The sequence below is a fragment of the Kitasatospora sp. NPDC056327 genome, from assembly GCF_042261735.1.
In the GTDB taxonomy this organism is placed as follows: domain Bacteria; phylum Actinomycetota; class Actinomycetes; order Streptomycetales; family Streptomycetaceae; genus Kitasatospora.
The window spans coordinates 1-21,137 of sequence record NZ_JBHJRC010000097.1; the positions used below are offsets into that span (position 1 = coordinate 1).

Consider the following 21,137-nt stretch of genomic DNA (forward strand, 5'->3'; position numbering starts at 1 on the left):
GGCCCCCTCCTTCCCGAAGGAGGGGGCCGGGGCCCGTCCGCGTTCCCCCGCTACTTCTTCCGGGAGAGCCAGTCCAGCGCCTGCTTGGCGACCGTCTCCAGGTACGGGCCGCTCAGCGAGGTGTGGTCCTGGGTGCCGATCGAGGTGTTGGAGACCAGCGCGAGCCTGCCGTCCGGCATCGGCGCGAACCAGCCGCCACCGCTGGAGCCTTGGGTCATGTTGCACCCTATGGTGAGCATCGACGGGCGCTTCGGGTCGAAGGACAGCCGGGTCGGCTTCCCGCCCTCGCACTTGTAGAGCTCCTGGCCGTCGAACGGCTTGTAGAGCGGGTAGCCGATCGCGGTGGCCGCGATCCGGTCGCGCGGGGCGTCGAACCAGACCGGGACGGCCCCGCCCACCGTCTCCTCCAGCGACTTGCCGGTGTCGTTCTGGTTGCCCACCCGCATGATCGCGAAGTCGTACTGGCTCGCCGAGTCGCCGGTGCCGCCGCCCTCGACCAGCCACTGCGGGGAGGTCACCACGTCCTTGGCCCACCAGGTGCCGAGCGGCGCCAGCTCGGACAGCGGGGCCTTCTTGCCGCCGCTGGAGGCGCCCGAGTTGTTGTAGGCCGGGATGAACACCAGGTCCTTGAAGTAGTTGCCGCCCTTGCCCGGGTGCACGCAGTGGCCGGCCGTCCAGACCAGGTTGCTCCTGCCGGGGCGCGCCGGGTCCTGGATCACGGTGGCCGAGCAGTTGCCGCGGCCGCCCTCGGCGGAGAAGAAGATCTTCCCGGAGGGCTGCTTGGTGTACGGCCGGGGCACCGGCACGGCCTTGACCACCGGCGGCTCGGGGTCGGTGACCCCGGCGTCGTCGGCGGGCTTGGCGGTGGGCGGCGCCGGGTCGGCCGGCTTGGAGTCGCCCATCTTGTCCGGGTTCCAGAAGTCCTTGATGACCGGGTTGTTGAAGACGTGCTTGGACGCCCAGTTGTCCCAGTCCTCGAACTTCCACTTCGTCAGGTCGTCCCAGCTCTTCGGCAGGCCGTCGAGCAGACCGGTCGGCAGGCCCGAGGGCAGAGTGATGCCGCCGATCACGCCACTGCCGCCCCCCGCGGCCGAGGCGGAGACGGACGCACCCGCGGTGGGCGGCGGAGCGGCGGTGCCACCGCCGCCCGCGGGCCCCTCCGGGCCGCAGGCGGTGACGGCGAACAGGGTCCCCGCCGCGAGGACCGCGGCCGCGGCTGACCGGTGGATCACTGGCATGTGTGCTGTCCCCCTGGTGGTTCGGTGCGGTCGGCGGACCGCCGTGCTGGAGTCTCCCACTGGTCACGAGGACGGCCCCGGGCGGCCCCCGGGTTCCGGCCCGGCGGGAGCGGTCACCGATCCGTGACGCGGGGGCGCCCGGCCCGCCGGCGGACCGGCCCCGTTCCGTCCCGCGCGGCGGACAATCACCCATCTTCACCCGGACGAGTGAGCGGCCCTTGTGATCACCCCTCAGGGATAGGTAACCCTTACCTGACGCGACGGTGCGAGCGCCCGCGAGTTCTCTCCACCCCCGCGCGTCGGTACTCCACGCGCACCAAGGAGCAGCATTGAGCACCGCCCTGACCGGAGCCCCGCCCGACCTCCCGGCCCGACTCCCCGCCCCCGCGACCACCGGCAACCACGCCACCGCCGCCGGCCCGGCCCCCGCCGACCGGCTGCTCCACCCGGACCCGGCCGTCGCCGCCGAGCAGGCCGCCCTGGAGGCCCTGCTGCGCTGCTGGGCCCGGGAGACCGGCGCCCTGCCCGGCCCGGACGGGCACCTGCGGATCGCCGTCCTCGGCGGCGCCGCCCGGCTCTCCGCACCGGTCCGGCACTGGTCGCCGGCCGGCTGGCACCGGTTCGGCCCGGCCGTCCTCGCGGCCGGCGAGGCCGTCGCGGCGGCGGGGACCCCCTCGGCGCGGGCGGCCGGCGACACCGCGGCGGACACCCCGGTGGACGCCGTCACCGCCGCCGCCCTGCTGGCCGCCGCGGCCGCCGACCGGCCCGACCCCGGGCAGATCGCCGACCTCGCCGCCCGGGTCGCCGACTCGGTGGTCCGCACCGCCGACATCCTCGCCCACCACCGCGCCGCCGGCGCCCCGGTGCCCGGCGGCCCCGAGCGCTCGGAGTTCCTCGCGACCGAGCAGTCCCTGCTGCTCGGCCACCCGATGCACCCCACCCCGAAGAGCCGCGACGGCCTCGGCCCCGCCCAGAGCGCCGCCTACTCGCCCGAACTGCACGGCTCCTTCCAGCTGCACTGGTACGCGGTCGACCGCGACCTGCTCGCCGCCGGCTCCGCCGTCACCGAGAGCGCCGACCGGATCACCGCCCAGCTCCTCGGCGACCCGGCCCAACTGCCGCCCGGCACCGCCGCCCTGCCGCTGCACCCCTGGCAGGCCCGCGAACTCGCCCACCGCCCGGCCGTCGCCGCGCTGCTCGCCGAGGGCCGGCTGCACGACCTCGGCCCGTGCGGCGACGCCTGGTACCCCACCTCCTCGGTGCGCACCGTCTACCGGCCCGGCACCCCCTGGATGCTCAAGCTCTCGCTCGGCCTGCGGATCACCAACTCCCGCCGGGAGAACCTCCGCAAGGAGCTCCACCGCGGACTGGAGATGCACCGGCTGCTGGAGAGCGGGCTCGGCGCCGAGTGGCGGGCCGCGCACCCCGGCTTCGACATCGTCCGCGACCCCGCCTGGATCGGCGTCGACCACCCCGGCCTCGGCGACCCGGGCGGCCTGGACACCGTGCTGCGCGCCCAGCCCTTCGCCCCCGGCGACCGCGCCCACTGCGTGGCCGGGCTGGTCGCCGAGCAGCCGCACCGGGCGGCCGCCGGGGGCTGCGCCGTGCCGTCCCGGATCGGCGACCTGCTGCGCACGCTCGCCGCCCGCACCGGCCGTCCGCGGGCCACCGTGACCGCCGAATGGTTCCTGCGCTACCTGGACGCCGTCGTCCTGCCCGTCCTGTGGCTGGACGGCCGGGCCGGCATCGCCCTGGAGGCCCACCAGCAGAACAGCCTCGTCCTGCTGGACGCCGACGGCTGGCCGGTCGGCGGCCGCTACCGCGACAACCAGGGCTACTACTACCGGCAGAGCGCCGCCGAGCGGCTCGCCGCCCGGCTGCCCGGCCTCGGCACCCGCAGCGACACCTTCCTCGACGACCCGGTGATCGACCACCACTTCGCCTACTACCTGGGCATCAACCACGTCCTCGGCCTGGTCGGCGCCCTCGGCTCCCAGCGGCTCGCCGACGAGGCGGTGCTGCTGGCCGCCCTGCGGCGCTTCCTGGCCGGCCCGGCCGCCACCGCCACCGGCTCCGCGCTGCCCGGCCTGCTGCTCGACGCGCCGGTGCTGCCCTGCAAGGCCAACCTGCTCACCAGGATCAACGGCCTGGACGAACTGGTCGGGCCGGTCGCCACCCAGTCGGTGTACGTCGACGTCCCCAACCCGGTGGCCCGCGCGTGACCGGGGGCGCCCGTGACGAGCCGGCCGGGTGGGACGCCATGCCCACCGACGCCGGGGAGTTCCGGCTGCGCCTGGTCCGGCTCCCCGCCGACCTCGGCCTCCTCGCCCGCTGGATGAACGACCCCGAGGTGGCCGCCTTCTGGGAGCTCGCAGGCCCGCCGGCCGTCACCGAGCACCACCTGCGCGGCCAACTCGGCGGCGACGGGCACAGCCTGCCCTGCCTCGGTCTGCTCGACGGCGCCCCGATGAGCTACTGGGAGGTCTACCGGGCCGACCTCGACCCGCTCGCCGCGCACTACCCGGCCCGGCCCCACGACACCGGCCTGCACCTGCTGCTCGGCCCCGCCGGCAGCCGCGGCCGGGGCCTCGGCGCCACCCTGCTCGCCGCCCTGGCCGACCGCCTGCTGCGCGAACGGCCGCGCTGCGCCCGGGTGGTCGCCGAACCGGACGTCCGCAACCGGCGCTCCGTCCGCGCCTTCCGGCGGGCCGGGTTCCGGCTCGCCGCCGAACTCGACCTGCCCGGCAAACGGGCCGCCCTGATGGTCCGCGACCGCACCCCGCACCCCGCCTAGGACTGCACCCGCCTCATGGACACCCCAGCACCCCCGCCCGGTCCGTACGACCTGCTCGGCGTCGGCACCGGCCCGTTCAACCTCTCGCTCGCCGCGCTCGCCGAGCCCGTCCCCGGCCTGCGCACCCTCTTCTGCGACCGGCGCCCGGAGTTCCGCTGGCACCCCGGGATGCTCGTCGACGGCGCGCGGATGCAGGTGCCGTTCCTCGCCGACCTGGTCTCCCTGGTCGACCCGACCAGCCCCTGGTCCTTCCTCAACCACCTGCGCGAGGAGGAGCGGCTCTACCCCTTCTACTTCACCGAGCGCTTCCAGCTCACCCGGCGCGAGTACGACCACTACTGCCGCTGGGCCGCCGAACGGCTCCCCAACTGCCGCTTCGGCACCGAGGTCACCGCGCTGCGGTGGGACGGCGACCGCTACCGCGCCGAGCTTCGCGAGACCGCCACCGGCCGGGTGCGGACCGTCGAGGCCCGTGCCGTGGTGCTCGGCGTCGGCACCCGGCCGGTGCGGCCGGCCGCCTTCGCCGGGCTCGAAGGCCACCCGCGGGTCTTCCACTCCGCCGACTACCTCGACCGGCGCGAGGACCTGGCCGGCGCCCGGGACGTCACCGTCGTCGGCAGCGGGCAGTCCGGCGCCGAGGTCTTCCTCGACCTGCTGCGCCGCCACACCGGTGACGGGGTGCGGCTGCGCTGGCTCACCCGGACCCGGGCACTCGCGCCGATGGAGTACTCCAAGCTCGGCCTGGAGCACTTCACCCCCGACTACACCCGGTACTTCCACGGCCTGCCCGGGGAGGTCAGGGACACCCTGGTCGACGCCCAGTGGCAGCTGCACAAGGCGGCCTCCGCCGAGACCCTCGCCGAGATCCACGACCAGCTGTACGAACGGACGGTGGGCCGGCCGGTCGGCGAAGCGCCCGTCGAGATCACCCCCGGCACCGCCGTCACCGGCGCCCGGCCCGGCCCCTGCGGCGGGGTCGAGCTCGACTGCCGGCACACCGACTCCGGCACCGGCCACCTGCTGCGAACCGACGCCGTGGTGCTCGCCACCGGCTACCGGGCCGCCCGCCCGGCCGCCCTGGAACCGCTGGCCCACCTGGTCGACTGGGACGAGGCCGGCCGGTACCGGACCGACCTCGACCACCGGGTGGCGATGCTGCCCGGGGTCACCGGCGGGCTGTACGTGCAGAACGCCGAACTGCACACCCACGGGGTCGGCACCCCCGATCTCGGGCTGGGCGCGCACCGGGCCGCCGTGATCCTCAACGCCGTCGCCGGGCGGACCGTCCACCGGCTGCCCGGGCGCACCGCCTGGACCGGGTTCGCGCCGCCGCCCGTGCCCGTGCCGGCCGTCCCGCCCGCCTCCGCCGTCCCGCCCGCCTCCGTCCTTCCCCGACCCCAGGAGCCGTCCCGTGCCGCAACCGCCGGCCGCTGAACCGCCGCTGTACCTGCCGCCGCAGCTCACCGCCGGCCACTGGCAGCGGGCCGGCCGCGCACTGCTGGCCAAGATGCTCGGCGAGTTCGCCTACGAGGAGCTCGTCACCCCCGCCGACACCGGGTCCGGCGGGTACCTGCTGGAGCTGCCCGGCGCCGCCTACCGGTTCACCGCCCGGCGCGGCGCCTACCGGAGCTGGCTGGTCGACCCCGGCTCGGTGACCTGCGACGAGCCCGGGGAACCCGACCCGCTGCGGTTCCTCACCCACGCGCGGCACACCCTCGGCCTGCGCGGCGACACCACCGGGCACCTGCTGCGCGAACTCACCGCCACCCTGATCGCCGACGCGCACCTGCTGGCCACCGGCCTCACCGCCGCCGAGCTCGCCGACCTCGGTCACACCGAGCTGGAGGGCCGCCAGGGCGGGCATCCGTGGATCGTCCCCAACAAGGGCCGGATCGGCTTCTCCGCCCTCGACGCCGCCCGCTGGGCCCCCGAGGCCCGCTCCGCCCGCCCGCTGCCGTGGATCGCCGTCCACCGCCGGCTCGCCGAGTACCGGGGCGTGCCCGGTCTCGCCGGGCCCGAGGAGCTGTACCGCCGCGAGCTGGACGACCCGGCCGCGCTGCGCGCCCCGCTCGGCGCCGCCGCCGACGACTACCTGCTGCTGCCGGTGCACCCCTGGCAGTGGGACGAGACGGTGGTGCCGCTGTTCGCCCCGTGGATCGCCTCCGGCGAGATCGTCCCGCTCGGCACCGACGGCGACCTGCGGCTGCCCCAGCAGTCGATCCGCTCCTTCTTCAACGAGAGCCACCCGGAGCGCTGTACGGTCAAGCTGCCGCTGGCCGTCCTCAACACCCTGGTCTGGCGGGGTCTGCCGACCGAGCGCACGCTGGCCGCGCCCGCCGTCACCGCCTGGATCCACGGACTGCGCGACGCCGACCCGTTCCTGCGGGAGGAGTGCCGGGTGGTGCTGCTCGGCGAGATCGCCTCCGTCACCGTCGACCACCCGGTCTACCGCGAGCTGCCCGAGGCCCCGTACCAGTACAAGGAGCTGCTGGGCGCGATCTGGCGGGAGCCGCTCGGGCCCGCCCTGGAACCCGGTGAGCGCGGCCGCACCCTGGCCGCCCTGCTGCAGACCGGCAGCGACGGCCGGCCGCTCGCCGCCGAGCTGATCGCCCGCTCCGGGCTCACCCCCGCCGAGTGGACCGGGCGGCTGTTCGCCGCGATGCTGCCGCCGCTGCTGCACTTCCTCTACCGGTACGGGCTGGTCTTCTCCCCGCACGGCGAGAACGCCATCGTGGTCTTCGACGAGCGGGACGTGCCGGTCCGGCTGGCGGTCAAGGACTTCGTCGACGACGTCAACCTCAGCGACCAGGACCTGCCGGAGCTGCGCGGCCTGCCCGCCGAGGTGGACGCGGTGCTGCTGCGCGAGGACCCGCAGGGCCTGTGCCAGTTCCTGCACTCCGGGCTCTTCATCGGGGTGTTCCGCTACCTGGCCCCGCTGCTGGAGGCGCACACCGGCCTCGGCGAGGCGGAGTTCTGGGCGCTGCTGCGCACCGCGATCCTCCGCCACCAGCGGCGCTTCCCGGAACTCGCCGAGCGGTTCGCGCTGTTCGACCTGTTCCGGCCGCGGATCGACCGGCTCTGCCTGAACCGCAACCGGCTGCTGCTGGACGGCTACGGCGACCGCCCGAACCGCCCGCACGCCGCCCGGCACGGCACCGTGCCCAACCCGCTGGCCGGGGGCGGGAAGGCGCGGCTGCCGGGCCGACGCGACCGGATTGTCACCCCCGCCCCGTAGGGTGGGAGGGTCATGACGAACGACTCCGAATCCCAGCTCCCCGCCGACGCCGGGGACCCTGCGGACGGCGCCCCGGTCGAGGCCGTCCCCCGCGCCCGTGTCCCCGAGCTGCTGCACGCCGCGGTGGCGGCCGTCGGCGGCGTCGAACGGCCCGGCCAGCTCCGGATGGCCGAGGCCGTCGCCGACGCCGTCGACCACGGCGAGCACCTGCTGGTGCAGGCCGGCACGGGCACCGGGAAGTCCCTCGCCTACCTGGTCCCGGCGCTCGCGCACGGGGACCGCGTGGTGGTCGCCACCGCCACCCTGGCGCTCCAGCGCCAGCTGGTGGAGCGGGACTTGCCGCGCACCGTGGACGCGCTCCACCCGGTGCTGCGCCGCCGCCCGCTGTTCGCGATGCTCAAGGGCCGCTCCAACTACCTCTGCCTGCACCGGGCCAACGAGGGCACCCCGAGCGAGGAGGGCGAGGGGCTGTTCGACCCGGTCGAGGCGATGGGCGGCCCGGCCGGCAAGCTCGGCAAGGAGGTGCTGCGGCTGCGCGACTGGGCGGACGAGACGGAGACCGGCGACCGGGACGACATGAGTCCGGGCGTCTCCGACCGGGCCTGGGCGCAGCTCTCGGTCACCTCCAAGGAGTGCCTGGGTGCCAGCCGCTGCGCCTACGGGCAGGAGTGCTTCGCGGAGAAGGCGCGCGAGCGGGCCAAGCTCGCCGACGTCGTGGTCACCAACCACGCGATGCTCGCGATCGACGCCATCGAGGGCGCCCCGGTGCTGCCCGAGCACGGGCTGCTGATCGTCGACGAGGCCCACGAGCTGGTCAACCGGGTCACCGGGGCGGCCACCGCGGAGCTCACCGTCGGCGCGGTGAACCGGACGGTCAAGCGGGCCGCCCGGCTCGCCAACGAGAAGGCCGTGGACGCGCTGCAGGCCGCCGCCGAGAACTACCACGGCCTGATGGAGACCGCCCAGCCCGGCCGGGTGGAGGAGCTGCCCGAGTACCTCGGGTACGCCGTCACCGCGATCCGGGACGCCGCCCGGCAGGTGATCACCTCGCTCGGCGAGACCAGGGACAAGGGGCTCAGCGACGAGGACGCCGTCCGCAAGCAGGCGATGGCCTCCGCCGAGGGCCTGCACGAGACGGCCGACCGGCTGCTCCGGGACTCCGAGTACGACGTGGTCTGGATCGAGCGCAGCGACCGCTACGGGCTGGGCACCGCCTCGCTGCGGGTGGCCCCGCTGAGCGTCTCCGGGCTGCTGCGCGAGGGGCTCTACAAGGAGCGCTCGGTGGTGCTCACCTCCGCCACCCTCAAGCTCGGCGGGGACTTCAACGGCGTGGCGGCCTCGGTCGGTCTGCCGTCCGAGGCCCGGCTGCCGGACGAGCGCACCCCCGGCGACAACCCGGAGGCGGCGGGCGCGGGCTCCGGCGACGAGCCGGTGCCGTCCTGGCGGGGGATCGACGTCGGCTCGCCGTTCAAGTACCCCAAGCAGGGCATCCTGTACGTCGCCAAGCATCTGGCCGATCCCGGGCGGGATCCCGAACGGCCGGACATGCTGGACGAGTTGGAGGAGCTGATCGGCGCGGCCGGAGGCCGGACGCTGGGCCTGTTCTCCTCGATGCGCGGTGCCCAGAAGGCCGCCGAGGTGATGCGGGAGCGGCTGGACCACCGGATCCTGCTCCAGGGGGAGGACACCCTGGGCGAGTTGATCCGCGAGTTCGCCTCGGACGCGACCAGCTGTCTGTTCGGCACGCTGTCGCTCTGGCAGGGCGTGGACGTGCCCGGGTCGGCCTGTCAGCTGGTGGTGATGGACCGGATCCCGTTCCCGCGTCCGGACGACCCGCTGATGAGCGCCCGGCAGAAGGACGTCGAACAGCGCGGCGGGAACGGCTTCATGGCGGTCGCGGCGACCCACGCGGCCCTGCTGATGGCGCAGGGCGCGGGCCGGCTGGTGCGGGCGGCGGACGACCGGGGCGTGGTGGCGGTGCTCGACCCGCGGGTGGCCACCAAGCGGTACGGCGGGTTCTTCCGCTCCTCGATGCCGGAGTTCTGGTTCACCACGGACCGCAACCAGGTGCGCCGTTCGCTGGCGGCGATCGACGCCTCGGCGGCTCCGGTGCGGCCGGTGGCGAAGCGCGGCTGAGTCCGGACCGCCCGGCGCGGCCGGGTGGTTCCCGGGTACGCCGGAGGGGCTCCGCGCGATGTGCGGGGAGCCCCTTCCCGAGGCCGGTGCCGGTGCTGCCGAGGGGCCTGGCGACGGTGCCGGGGCCGGGTGCGGAGGGTCTCCGGTACCTGGTCCCGGCACCGGCGTCAGAGCCGGCGCAGGACCGCCACGACCTTGCCCAGGATGGTGGCGTTGTCACCGTTGATCGGCTCGTACGCCGGGTTGTGCGGCATCAGCCAGATCCGGCCGTCCTCGCGCTTGAGGCGCTTGACGGTGGCCTCGCCGTCGATCATCGCGGCCACGATGTCGCCGTTCTCGGCGACCGGCTGGCGGCGGACGGTGACCCAGTCGCCGTCGCAGATGGCCGCCTCGATCATCGAGTCGCCGCGGACGGTGAGCGCGAACAGCTCGCCCTCGCCGACCAGCTGGCGCGGCAGCGGGAAGACGTCCTCGACCGTCTGCTCGGCCAGGATCGGCCCGCCGGCCGCGATCCGGCCGACCAGCGGCACGTAGGAGGTGGACGGGCGGCCGGCGGTCTCGGCGGTGTTCGGCCGGGCGACCTCGACGCCGCGGACCTCGTAGGCGCGCGGGCGGTGCGGGTCCCGGCGCAGGAAGCCCTTGCGCTCCAGGGCCATCAGCTGGTGCGCCACCGAGGAGGTGCTGGACAGGCCGACGGCCTGGCCGATCTCGCGCATGGACGGCGGGTACCCGCGCCGCTGCACCGAGTCCCGGATGACCTCGATCACCCGGCGCTGGCGCTCGGTGAGGCCGGCCTCGTCGGTGCGGATGCCGGGCGGGCGGCCGGGCGCCGAGCGGGTCGGCGCGGGGTGCGCGTCGTCCAGCACGGGGGAGTGTTCGATGGGCTGGTCCGGAACGCGGCCGACACCGGAAAGGCCCGGGCCCGCGGAGCGGTGGTCTTCGCTACGGTCCATGGAGATGTCCACACTCTGCTGATTCGTGGTGCGCTGCCCCACCTTGAGCTGGGAGTGTTCCTGCACCGGGATGGTGTTGCTTTCGACGGTGTTCACGGCGGCCCCTCTCGACGGCTGTCCTCTCCTTTTTCCAGCCCAACGCCCCTCGTATCGAAAGGTTGCGCCAAACACACGTTCGAGTGAATTATTCGGGAGTTGGCTGACTCGATCAAGGCTTTGTTGTACATCGATTAAATGTTCGATCCGTAGGCGTCCCGGGCAGTTTAGTCGGCGCCGACACGCCCAGGGGTCCACTTCCGTCAAGGACCTACATGTAGTGGCTACAGTCCTCTCCGTGGCCCAGTACTTGTGGTCGAGGCCTCAAGATCGGGTTGCTACCTGCGCCCCGGCATCGCATAGACTCGACCAGTCCGCACGTCCTGCCAGGGAGGGATCCTCAGGTGCACTGCCCCTTCTGCCGGCACTCCGACAGCCGCGTCGTCGACAGCCGGACGACCGAGGACGGCAGCTGCATCCGCCGTCGCCGGCAGTGCCCGGACTGCGGACGCCGCTTCACCACGGTGGAGACGGCCGCCCTGATGGTCATCAAGCGCAGCGGCGTCACCGAGCCGTTCTCCCGGGAGAAGGTCATCTCCGGGGTCCGCAAGGCCTGTCAGGGCCGCCCGGTCACCGAGGACGCCCTCGCCCAGCTCGGCCAGCGGGTCGAGGAGTGCGTGCGGGCCACCGGCAACGCCGAGCTCACCACCCATGACGTCGGGCTGGCCATACTCGGCCCGCTCAAGGAACTCGACGTCGTCGCCTACCTGCGCTTCGCCAGCGTCTACCAGGCGTACGACGGACTGGAAGACTTCGAGGCCGCCATCGCGGAACTCCGCGCCGAGCGGCCCGCTCCCGAGGCGGACGGCACCCCGGTGTCCGTCGCCGCCGCCGCGCCCTAGCCGGCCCGGCCCCTTCACCGGCCCCTTCCGGGGTCGGCCGCATCCCCAGGCCCTTCCCGGGGCCGACGTGTGCCCGAAAACGGCGCACAGACCATGACAAAACCGTGCGTGGCGGACGAGGTCTCCCGCCTGCCCGCACACCGGAAGAGCGAACCAGCCGTGCCCGGACTTTTCAGGGCACTCCGGGCGTTTGCCCAACCAGGAGGAGGAACAGAAGTGACAGACACCACGAGCGGTTCCGCACGCGGGTCGAAGTCCGAGAAGACGGCCGCCAAGGGCGGCGCCGGCAAGGCCCCCAAGGGCGGCCTCCGGATCGGGCGCATCTACACCACTCCTGGCGTGCACCCGTACGACGAGGTCCGCTGGGAGCGGCGCGACGTCGTCATGACCAACTGGCGCGACGGCTCGATCAACTTCGAGCAGCGCGGCGTCGAGTTCCCCGACTTCTGGTCGGTCAACGCCGTGAACATCGTGACCTCCAAGTACTTCCGCGGCGCCGTCGGCACCCCGCAGCGCGAGTGGAGCCTCAAGCAGATCATCGACCGCGTGGTGCTCACCTACCGCGCCGCCGGTGAGAAGAACGGCTACTTCGCCACCCCGGACGACGCCGAGATCTTCGAGCACGAGCTGACGCACGCCCTCCTCCACCAGGTGTTCAGCTTCAACTCGCCGGTCTGGTTCAACGTCGGCACCAAGCAGCCCCAGCAGGTCTCCGCCTGCTTCATCCTGGCCGTCGACGACTCCATGGAGTCGATCCTCGACTGGTACAAGGAAGAGGGCATGATCTTCAAGGGCGGCTCCGGCGCCGGCCTCAACCTCTCCCGGATCCGCTCCAGCAAGGAGCTGCTGTCCTCCGGCGGCAACGCCTCCGGCCCGGTCTCCTTCATGCGCGGCGCCGACGCCTCGGCCGGCACCATCAAGTCCGGCGGCGCCACCCGCCGCGCGGCCAAGATGGTCGTGCTGGACGTGGACCACCCGGACGTCGAGGCCTTCATCGAGACCAAGGTGAAGGAGGAGGAGAAGATCCGCGCCCTGCGCGACGCGGGCTTCGACATGGACCTCGGCGGGGACGACATCACCTCCGTCCAGTACCAGAACGCCAACAACTCGGTCCGGGTCAGCGACGAATTCATGACCGCCGTCGAGAACGGCACCGAATTCGGCCTGCGCGCCCGGATGACCGGCGACGTCATCGAGACCGTCGACGCGAAGAAGCTCTTCCGCAGGATGGCCGAGGCCGCCTGGGCCTGCGCCGACCCCGGAATCCAGTACGACTCGGTCATCAACCACTGGCACACCTGCCCGGAGTCCGGCCGGATCAACGCGTCCAACCCCTGCTCCGAGTACATGCACCTGGACAACTCCAGCTGCAACCTCGCCTCGCTCAACCTCATGAAGTTCCTGCGCGAGGACGACTCGTTCGACGCCGAGACCTTCGCCAAGGCCGTCGAGCTGGTCATCACCGCGATGGACATCTCCATCTGCTTCGCGGACTTCCCGACCGAGAAGATCGGCGAGACCACCCGCGCCTACCGCCAGCTGGGCATCGGCTACGCCAACCTCGGCGCCCTGCTGATGGCCACCGGCCACGCCTACGACAGCGAGGGCGGCCGCGCCCTGGCCGGCGCCATCACCTCGCTGATGACCGGCACCGCCTACCGCCGCGGCGCCGAACTCGCCGGTGTCGTCGGCGCGTACGACGGCTACGCCCGCAACGCCGCCCCGCACCAGCGGGTCATGAAGCAGCACGCGGACGCCTCGAAGGCCGCCGTGTCCTTCGACGAGCTGGACGCCCCGGTCTGGGCCGCGGCCACCGAGACCTGGGGCGACGTCCTCCGGATCGGCGCGGAGAACGGTTTCCGCAACGCCCAGGCGTCGGTGCTCGCCCCGACCGGCACCATCGGTCTGATGATGGACTGCGACACCACCGGCGTCGAGCCGGATCTCGCGCTGGTCAAGTTCAAGAAGCTGGTCGGCGGCGGCTCGATGCAGATCGTCAACGGCACCGTGCCGCGCGCCCTGGGCCGCCTCGGCTACCAGGACGAGCAGGTCGAGGCGATCGTCGCCCACATCGGCGAGCACGGCAACGTGGTCGGCGCGCCGGGTCTGAGGACCGAGCACTACGAGGTCTTCGACTGCGCGATGGGCGAGCGCTCCATCTCCCCGATGGGCCACGTCCGGATGATGGCCGCGATCCAGCCGTGGATCTCCGGCGCCATCTCCAAGACCGTGAACATGCCGGCCTCCGCGACCGTCGAGGACGTCGAGGAGATCTACTTCGAGGCGTGGAAGACGGGCGTCAAGGCGCTCGCCATCTACCGCGAGAACTCGAAGGTCGGCCAGCCGCTCTCGGCCAAGAAGAAGGACGACGAGAAGAAGGCCGACGAGGCCCCGGCCGCGGTCGAGAAGGTCGTCGAGTACCGCCCGGTCCGCAAGCGCCTGCCCAAGGGCCGCCCGGGCATCACCACCTCCTTCACGGTCGGTGGCGCCGAGGGCTACATGACCGCCAACTCCTACCCGGACGACGGCCTCGGCGAGGTCTTCCTGAAGATGTCCAAGCAGGGCTCGACCCTCGCGGGCATGATGGACGCCTTCTCGATCGCCGTCTCGGTCGGCCTCCAGTACGGCGTGCCGCTGGAGACCTACGTCTCGAAGTTCACCAACATGCGCTTCGAGCCGGCCGGGCTGACCGACGACCCGGACGTGCGGATGGCCCAGTCGATCGTCGACTACATCTTCCGCCGGCTGGCGCTGGACTTCCTGCCGTTCGAGACCCGCTCGGCGCTCGGCATCCACTCCGTCGAGGAGCGCCAGCGCCACCTGGACACCGGGTCCTACGAGCCGCTGGAGGCCGAGGAGGAGCTGGACACCGAGACGCTCGCCCAGTCCGCCCCGGTCGCCGCCCGGCCGGCCGCCCCGGCCGCCGTCCCGGCGCCGAAGGCCACCCCGGCCCAGGCCCACAACTCGACCGAGCTGATCGAGATCCAGCTGGGCCTGAACGCCGACGCGCCGCTCTGCTTCTCCTGCGGCACCAAGATGCGCCGCGCCGGCAGCTGCTACCTCTGCGAGGGCTGCGGCTCCACCAGCGGCTGCAGCTGACCGCACCCCGCACCTCGCGGACGAGGTGAGCCACCGCTGAAGGCGGGGCGAGGACACGACGTCCTCGCCCCGCCTTCGCGCGTCCCGGGGCCGGGAACGCGGTGCGTGCGGAGGAGTCGCGGCGGCGGTGGTGGTTCCGGCCCGAAGGGCGGGGAGGGCGGGCGCCGTTCGCCTCGATGTGGCGGAAGGTGCTCGAACCGTCGCGGGGGAATCGCTACGGATGAAGTCCGGTCAGATCACGGTGGGTCACTTGTCGCCCGGTCCGCTCCGGGAGGGGGAGGGGTGCGGAGCACGGGCGATCGCCGAGCACGGGCTGGACAGCGGGGCTGTGCGCCGGGTGGCGGGGGCGACGTTCGGGTGAGGACGACCGAGGCGGAGTGTTGTACGGAGCGTGGCCGAAGGAGACTGACCGTCAACTTACCGGTTGAGAGCATCGTCTGAATGGATATGATCGGCCGACTGCGTGAACCGAAATGCCGCCCGGAGACGTTCCACGACGTCGGCCGGGCGGTCGCGCATTCGCCCGACTTCTGCCGAGGACACCGCACCGATGACAGAACCCTCCAGCCCCGACGGCGGGCCGCGCCGTCGACCCGATCTGCGCACCAGGGCCCTGATGGCGGCGGCCGCCCTGCTGGCCGCGGTGGCCGCGCCGGTCGGGGTGGTGCGGGCGTCCGACGCCGGGCAGCCGCTGACCGCGGTCGCCGTGGCGGCGGTCACCGCACTCTGGCTGATCGCCGTCTGGCACGCCGGGACCGCCACCGAGCGGGCCCGGCGGCTGGAGACGGAGCTGGCCGGGCAGGACAACGAGGCCATGGTGGCGCTGGTGGTCGCCGGCGCGGCGCGGCAGGGCGAGGCCGCCGCCAAGGAGCGGGCCGCCGCCGCGGAGGCCGAGCGGGACGAGGCCCGGCTCGCGCTGGGACGGGCCGAGGAGGAGGTCACGGCCGCCCGCGCGGAGGCGGCCCGGGCACGGGCCGAGGCCGAGGCGGAGCGCGCCGAGCGGGCCGTCCTGGACCGGCTGACCGACGAGGTGCTGCCCGGGGTGGTGCGGCGGCTGCGCGCCGGCTCGACCGTGGACAGCGCGCTGGCGGACCACCGCGAGCACCCCCAGCGCGTGCTGCTGCGCGCCGTCGCCGAGGAGATCGGCCACGGCGAGCGGCTGCGGGCCGCCGCGCTGGCGGTCTGCGCCACCGCCGCCGGCCGGGTGCAGGCGCTGGCCACGAGCATGCACGCGGAGCTGCGCGAGATGCAGCACCGGCACGACGAGGAGGTCCTCGGCGACCTGCTGAGCCTCGACCACGCGACCGCCCGGGCGGGCCGGACGGCCGACAGCATCGCGGTGCTCACCGGCGCCCGCTCCGGCCGGCGCTGGGGCCGGCCGATCCCGGTGGAGTCGGTGCTGCGCGGCGCGCTGGGCCGGATCGGGGCGTACCAGCGGGTCCGGCTGCACAGCGCCAGCACGGCGGCGGTGGCCGGGTTCGCGGCCGAGGGCGTGATGCACGCGCTGGCCGAACTGCTGGACAACGCCACGACCTTCTCCGCGCCGCCGGCCGAGGTGCACGTCTACGTCGAGGAGGTGCCGGCCGGTCTGGCGATCACCGTCGAGGACAGCGGCCTGGGCCTGAGCGACAGTTGGCTGCGCCGGGCCGAGCGCGCCGTCTCGGCGGAGCCGCTGGACCTCTCCACGCTGTCCGCGGGCACCCGGATCGGTCTGGCGGTGGTCGGGGTGCTGGCCCGCAAGCACGGCCTGCAGATCTCCTTCCGGCCGTCGGCCCGCGGCGGCACCGGCGTGGTGATGCTGATCCCGCAGCAGCTGGTCACCCACCCCGCGCAGGATCCCGTCCCGGCGCCCGCACCGGCCGAACGTGCCGCGGTCGCCGCTCCGCGCCCCGCGCTCACCCCCGCGCGCCCGGCCGCCGTCGCCGCCGGCCGGCCCGTGGATCCCGGTGCCCCCGCCGCACAGGTGCCGGCGTCGGCGTCCGTGCCGGCGCCGGCCGTGGTGGCCGGGGCCCGGGTCACCGACAGCGGGCTGCCGCAGCGCCGCCGCGGCCAGACCCTCGCCGCGGCCGCCCCGGTGGCGGCCCCGGCCGGGCCGGCCGACCGCACCGGCGCGGCGGCCGGTGCCCGGTTCGGCGCGTTCCGCCGGGCCGCCCTGCCGGACACGGACGTCCGGCCGGAGCCGGCCGCACCCACCGGACCGCCCGCACCGGCCCGGGACACCCAGCACACCCGGGACGCCCGGTCCCTCGCGGCCCCGGCGCCCGACGCCTCCCCCGTCACCGTGAAGGACTCCTGATGAGCAGTGCCACCGACCGCGACCTCGACTGGCTGCTGGAGAACCTGCTGGCCGGCACTCCCGGCACCCGGCACGCCCTGGTGCTCTCCGCCGACGGCCTCAAGCTCTGCCACAGTTCCGGCCTCGGCAACGACCAGGCCGACCAGCTCGCCGCGATCGCCTCCGGCCTGCAGAGCCTCGCCCACGGTGCGTCGATCGAGTTCGGCGACGGCACCGGCGGCGTCCGGCAGTCGATGACCGAGTTCCACGGCGGCGTGCTGTGCATCGTGGCGGCCGGCGAGGGCGCCCACCTGGCCGTGGTCACCGACGAGGACGCCGACGTGGGCGTCGTCGGCCACAACATGCACGGGCTGATCGAGCGGATCGGCGTCCACCTCAGCGCCCCGGCCCGGGAGGACACCGCGGAGGCGGACGGTTCCGCGGGCGACGGGAGCGCCCGGGCATGAGCGGACACGGGGGGAACGCCGAGGGGCGGCCGGTCCGGCCCGGCCGGGACGACGACCCGGACCGGCTGTACACCATCACCGGGGGCCGCAGCCGGGCGCCGGAGAACGCGTTCGACCTGGTCACCCTGATCGTCGCCGAGCGGGGGCCGGCGCCGGGCATGCAGTCGGAGCACGCCCGGATCCTGCGGATGTGCGAGGCGCCGACCGCCGTGGTGGAGGTCGCCGCGGAGCTGGCGCTGCCGGTGTCGGTGGTGAAGATCCTCCTCGGCGACCTCCTGGAGGCCGGGTCGGTGACCGCGCGGCACCCCCGGTTCGCCCCCGGCAAGGCCCGGCTGCCCGACCTCGACACGCTGAAGCAGGTACTGCATGGACTCCAACAGCTCTGAGGGCCGGGACACCGCCCCGGAGGGCCGGACGCGTCCGAGCGGGCGGACGCCGCTGCGCCGCACCGCCGACAACGCGCTGAAGGTCGTCGTGGTCGGAGGTTTCGGTGTCGGCAAGACCACCCTGGTCGGGGCGGTCAGCGAGATCCGTCCGCTGAACACCGAGGAGATCATGACCAGGGCCGGCGAGGGGATCGACGACCCCACCGGCGCCTGGGGCAAGCGGTCGACCACGGTGGCCTTCGACTTCGGCCGGATCACCCTCTCCGCCAGCCAGGTGCTGTACCTGTTCGGCGCGCCCGGGCAGGAGCGGTTCTGGTTCCTCTGGGACCGGCTGTTCTCCGGCGCCCTGGGGGCGGTGGTGCTGGTGGACACCCGGCGGCTGGAGGAGTCCTGGTACGCCATCGACCGGCTGGAGCACCACGGCACCCCGTTCATCGTCGCCCGCAACAACTTCGGTGTGCCGAGCCACACCCTGGAGCAGGTCCGCGAGGCGCTCGACCTGTCGCCGGAGGTGCCGCTGGTGGACTGCGACGCCCGTGACCGGGAGTCCGGCAAGCAGGTGCTGATCGCCCTGGTCCGGCACCTGACCGCCCGGGTCGAGGCCGCGGCGGGCACCCCGGTCGCCGCCGCCGTCCCCGCTGCCGGCGCCGCCGCCGGTGCCGTCCGCAGCGCCGACCCCGATGCCGGCGGCAGCCGGGTCCCCGACGTCCTTGAGGAGAGCACCCCGTGACCGAGCCCGCCGCCACCCCGCCGCCGGGCTGCCCGGCGCACGCCGGTGCCACCCCGCTGTACGGGCCGCGCTTCCAGACCGACCCCTCCCAGGTCTACCGGGAGATGCGGTCCGCGCACGGCCCGGTCGCACCGGTCGAGCTCGCCGGCGGGGTGCCCGCCTGGCTGGTGATCGGCTACCGCGAACTCCAGTTGGTGACCGGGCAGCCGCAGCTCTTCGGCCGGGACTCCACCCGCTGGACCGGCTGGGCGACCGTGGCCGGGGACTGGCCGCTGAAGCCGATGATGGCCCCGGTGCCGTCGATCCTCTACGCCGAGGGCGAGGAGCACGTCCGGCGCTCGCGGGCGGTCACCGACGCGCTGGCCGCCGTCGACCCGTACGAGCTGCGCAAGCACTGCGAGGAGCTTGCCGACCGGCTGGTCGACGGGTTCGCCGGGCGGGGCGAGGCGGACCTCGTCGCCGAGTACGCGCACCGGCTGCCGCTGCTGGTGCTCTGCCGGGTGTTCGGGCTGAGCGAGGAGCGGGCGCCGGCGCTGATCGACGGCCTGCTGACCATGCTGGACGGCGGTCCGGCCGCCCCGGCCGGTGCGCAACGGCTGCTCGCGGCGATGCTGGAGCTGGTCGAGGAGAAGGCCGCGCACCCGGGCGAGGACATCCCCTCGCGGATGCTCGCGCACCCGGCGGGCCTGAACCACGACGAGATCATGCGGGACCTGCGGGTGCTGCTGATCGCCGGTCACCAGCCCACCTCGTACTGGATCTCCAACGCGCTGCGGCTGATGCTCACCGACGAGCGGTTCGCCGCCTCGCTGTCCGGCGGGCGGCGCAGCATCGGCCAGGCGCTGAACGAGGTGCTCTGGGAGGACACCCCGACGCAGATCTTCGCCGGCCGCTGGGCGGTCCGGGACACCCTGCTCGGCGGGCAGCGGATCGCGGCCGGGGACATGCTGTTGCTGGGCTTCGCGGGTGCCAACGCCGATCCGTCGGTGCGGCAGCCGGACGGTCGCCCGGCCGAGGGCAACCGGGCGTACCTGAGCTACTCGTACGGCGAGCACGGCTGCCCGTTCCCGGCGCAGGAGGCGGCCGAGGTGATCGCGACGACGGCGGTCGAGGTGCTGCTGGACCGGCTGCCGGACCTGCGGCTGGCGGTGGCCGAGCACGCGCTGGTGTGGCGGCCGTCGGCGTGGGTGCGCGGACTGGTCGCGCTGCCGGTGTCGTTCACCCCGGGGTACACGGGCTGACGCGGGCGGGCGGCCCGGCCCGTGCGGCGGGTGCGCCCCGCCGCCGCTTCCCGCCGCCCGCCCGGCCCCTGCCCGCGCCGTTCCGCCCGTGCTCCCACCGTTCCGCCCGTGCTCCTGCCGTTTCACCCGTACCGCCGATGCCCTCCCTGTTCGTACTCCCGACGCCCGCGGGCGTCCCGACGGCGCCGCCGCGCGCCGGGCACCGTCGCACGTCCCCGCACCCCGCCCGGACGGCAGCACCCCGGGACCGCCGGACCGCCGTACCCGAACCGAAGGAGCCGCAGCCGATGACCGTCCCCGCCCCGTTCGCCCTCGACCCGCTGGCGCGGGACAACGCCGCCGAGGGTGCCCTGTTGCGCGCCGCCGGCCCGGTGGTGCCGGTGGAGCTGCCCGGTGGTGTCGCCGCCTGGGCGGTCACCCGGCACGCGGCCGCCCGTGAGCTGCTGACCGACCCCCGGCTGGTGAAGGACGCCCGGCACTGGGCGGCCCACCGGCGCGGCGAGGTGCCGTCGACCTGGCCGCTGATCGGACTGGCGGTGCCCGGACCCAGCATGGTCACCACCGACGGTGCCGAGCACCGCAGGCTGCGCGCCCTGGTGGCGCACGCGTTCACCCCGCGGCAGGTGGAGCTGATGCGCCCGGGGGTCGAGGCGATCACCCACGGGCTGCTGGACGCCCTGGCGGCCGGGGAGCCGGTGGTGGACCTGAAGTCGGCCTTCGCCTTCCCGCTGCCGATGACGGTGATCTGCTCCCTGCTCGGGGTCCCGGAGTCGGACCACGGCCACCTGCGGGACCTGTACGAGCGGTTCTTCGGCGCCCGGCCGAACCCGGAGGGCATCCAGGCGACCGTCGCCGGGCTCAACGCCTTCGTCAACGGCCTGGTGGCGCAACGGCGTTCGTCCCCCGGCGAGGACCTGGCGAGCGTGCTGCTGATGGCCGACGCGGAGGGCGGGGCGCTGACCGACGCGGAGGCGGCGGCCACCCTGCGGGTGATCATCGCGGCGGGTCACGAGACCACGGTGAACCTCATCGGCAACGCGGTGCGGGCGCTGCTGACCCACCCGGACCAACTGGCGCTGGTGCGGGCGGGCGGGGCCGGCTGGGACGCGGTGGTGGAGGAGTCGCTCCGCTGGACGCCGCCGACCAGCAACTTCCTGTTCCGGTTCGCGGCGGAGGACGTCCCGGTGGGCGGCACGGTGATCCCCGCGGGCGAGCCGGTGCTGATCTCGTACAACGCGATCGGCCGGGACCCGGCGCAGCACGGGGTGACCGCCGAGGTGTTCGACGTCACCCGGGATCCGGTCCGGCACCTGTCGTTCGGGCACGGTCCGCACGTCTGCCCCGGCTCGCCGCTGGCCCGGCTGGAGGCGGGGATCGCGCTCCCCGCCCTGTTCGAACGGTTCCCCGGGCTGTCGCTCGCGGTGCCGGACGAGGAGCTGCGGCCGAGCGGGTCGCTGGTGGTGAACGCGCTGAAGGAGCTGCCGGTCCGCCTGTTCTGAAGGGGAATCGTTTCCTCATGCGGAGGCGGTGCGGACGGCCCCGGCCACGAGTGGTGGACGGGGCCGCCGGTGCTCCGGGGGCGCCACCCGGCGGGCCGGGTCACAAAAGGGGCACACGGGTGTGAAGGGCGTGCCCGGACCTTGGC

General features: G+C 74.3%; 15 protein-coding genes. 13 read left to right on the top strand and 2 right to left on the bottom strand.

The genetic code is table 11. The features are described from left to right. Window positions 1–50: 50 nt before the first annotated feature. Entirely contained in the window at window positions 51–1,238 is a 1,188-nt protein-coding gene (locus ACFCX4_RS16560; RefSeq protein ID WP_376142941.1) for a trypsin-like serine peptidase, read from the bottom strand. A gap of 329 nt (window positions 1,239–1,567) precedes the next feature. On the opposite strand from ACFCX4_RS16560, the gene ACFCX4_RS16565 reads away from it, so the two are divergent. From ACFCX4_RS16565 to ACFCX4_RS16585, 5 genes are read left to right on the top strand one after another with little or no spacing between them, the layout of a single operon-like run. After that, window positions 1,568–3,460, top strand: coding sequence for an IucA/IucC family protein (locus ACFCX4_RS16565; RefSeq protein WP_376142943.1), 1,893 nt, complete (start codon window positions 1,568–1,570; stop codon window positions 3,458–3,460). Further along, window positions 3,352–4,032, top strand: coding sequence for a GNAT family N-acetyltransferase (locus tag ACFCX4_RS16570; RefSeq protein ID WP_376142976.1), 681 nt, complete (start codon window positions 3,352–3,354; stop codon window positions 4,030–4,032). The genes ACFCX4_RS16565 and ACFCX4_RS16570 overlap by 109 nt, the downstream gene beginning before the upstream one ends. A gap of 15 nt (window positions 4,033–4,047) precedes the next feature. Next, complete coding sequence (locus tag ACFCX4_RS16575; protein WP_376142945.1) at window positions 4,048–5,466, top strand: lysine N(6)-hydroxylase/L-ornithine N(5)-oxygenase family protein; 1,419 nt, start codon at window positions 4,048–4,050, stop codon at window positions 5,464–5,466. Then, window positions 5,444–7,267: an IucA/IucC family protein gene (locus ACFCX4_RS16580; RefSeq protein ID WP_376142947.1), complete on the top strand. Its 1,824-nt coding sequence runs from the start codon at window positions 5,444–5,446 to the stop codon at window positions 7,265–7,267. The genes ACFCX4_RS16575 and ACFCX4_RS16580 overlap by 23 nt, the downstream gene beginning before the upstream one ends. 12 nt (window positions 7,268–7,279) lie before the next feature. Then, the gene (locus ACFCX4_RS16585) at window positions 7,280–9,403 is read left to right on the top strand and encodes an ATP-dependent DNA helicase (RefSeq protein WP_376142949.1); all 2,124 of its coding nucleotides are present in this window, start codon (window positions 7,280–7,282) and stop codon (window positions 9,401–9,403) included. Window positions 9,404–9,570: 167 nt separating this feature from the next. On the opposite strand, the gene lexA is transcribed toward ACFCX4_RS16585, so the two are convergent. After that, window positions 9,571–10,452, bottom strand: a complete 882-nt coding sequence (gene lexA, locus ACFCX4_RS16590) for a transcriptional repressor LexA (RefSeq protein ID WP_376142951.1) — start codon at window positions 10,450–10,452, stop codon at window positions 9,571–9,573. A gap of 344 nt (window positions 10,453–10,796) precedes the next feature. Here lexA and nrdR point away from each other — a divergent pair, with 344 nt between their 5' ends. The 8 genes from nrdR to ACFCX4_RS16630 all read left to right on the top strand — a co-directional run bounded on the left by nrdR (window position 10,797) and on the right by ACFCX4_RS16630 (window position 20,991). Beyond that, window positions 10,797–11,294, top strand: coding sequence for a transcriptional regulator NrdR (gene nrdR, locus ACFCX4_RS16595; protein ID WP_350569069.1), 498 nt, complete (start codon window positions 10,797–10,799; stop codon window positions 11,292–11,294). A 216-nt stretch (window positions 11,295–11,510) separates the two neighbouring features. Next, window positions 11,511–14,393: a vitamin B12-dependent ribonucleotide reductase gene (locus ACFCX4_RS16600; protein WP_376142954.1), complete on the top strand. Its 2,883-nt coding sequence runs from the start codon at window positions 11,511–11,513 to the stop codon at window positions 14,391–14,393. Between the two features lie 550 nt (window positions 14,394–14,943). Further along, complete coding sequence (locus tag ACFCX4_RS16605; RefSeq protein WP_376142956.1) at window positions 14,944–16,689, top strand: sensor histidine kinase; 1,746 nt, start codon at window positions 14,944–14,946, stop codon at window positions 16,687–16,689. Then, the gene (locus ACFCX4_RS16610) at window positions 16,689–17,135 is read left to right on the top strand and encodes a roadblock/LC7 domain-containing protein (protein ID WP_376142958.1); all 447 of its coding nucleotides are present in this window, start codon (window positions 16,689–16,691) and stop codon (window positions 17,133–17,135) included. Before ACFCX4_RS16605 ends, ACFCX4_RS16610 begins: the two co-directional genes overlap by 1 nt. Next, window positions 17,132–17,521: a DUF742 domain-containing protein gene (locus tag ACFCX4_RS16615; RefSeq protein ID WP_376142960.1), complete on the top strand. Its 390-nt coding sequence runs from the start codon at window positions 17,132–17,134 to the stop codon at window positions 17,519–17,521. The genes ACFCX4_RS16610 and ACFCX4_RS16615 overlap by 4 nt, the downstream gene beginning before the upstream one ends. Continuing rightward, on the top strand, window positions 17,502–18,251 hold the full coding sequence (locus tag ACFCX4_RS16620) for an ATP/GTP-binding protein (protein ID WP_376142962.1): 750 nt from the start codon (window positions 17,502–17,504) through the stop codon (window positions 18,249–18,251). The genes ACFCX4_RS16615 and ACFCX4_RS16620 overlap by 20 nt, the downstream gene beginning before the upstream one ends. Continuing rightward, entirely contained in the window at window positions 18,248–19,492 is a 1,245-nt protein-coding gene (locus tag ACFCX4_RS16625; protein ID WP_376142964.1) for a cytochrome P450, read from the top strand. Before ACFCX4_RS16620 ends, ACFCX4_RS16625 begins: the two co-directional genes overlap by 4 nt. A gap of 287 nt (window positions 19,493–19,779) precedes the next feature. Continuing rightward, window positions 19,780–20,991: a cytochrome P450 gene (locus tag ACFCX4_RS16630; protein WP_376142966.1), complete on the top strand. Its 1,212-nt coding sequence runs from the start codon at window positions 19,780–19,782 to the stop codon at window positions 20,989–20,991. Window positions 20,992–21,137: the final 146 nt, after the last annotated feature.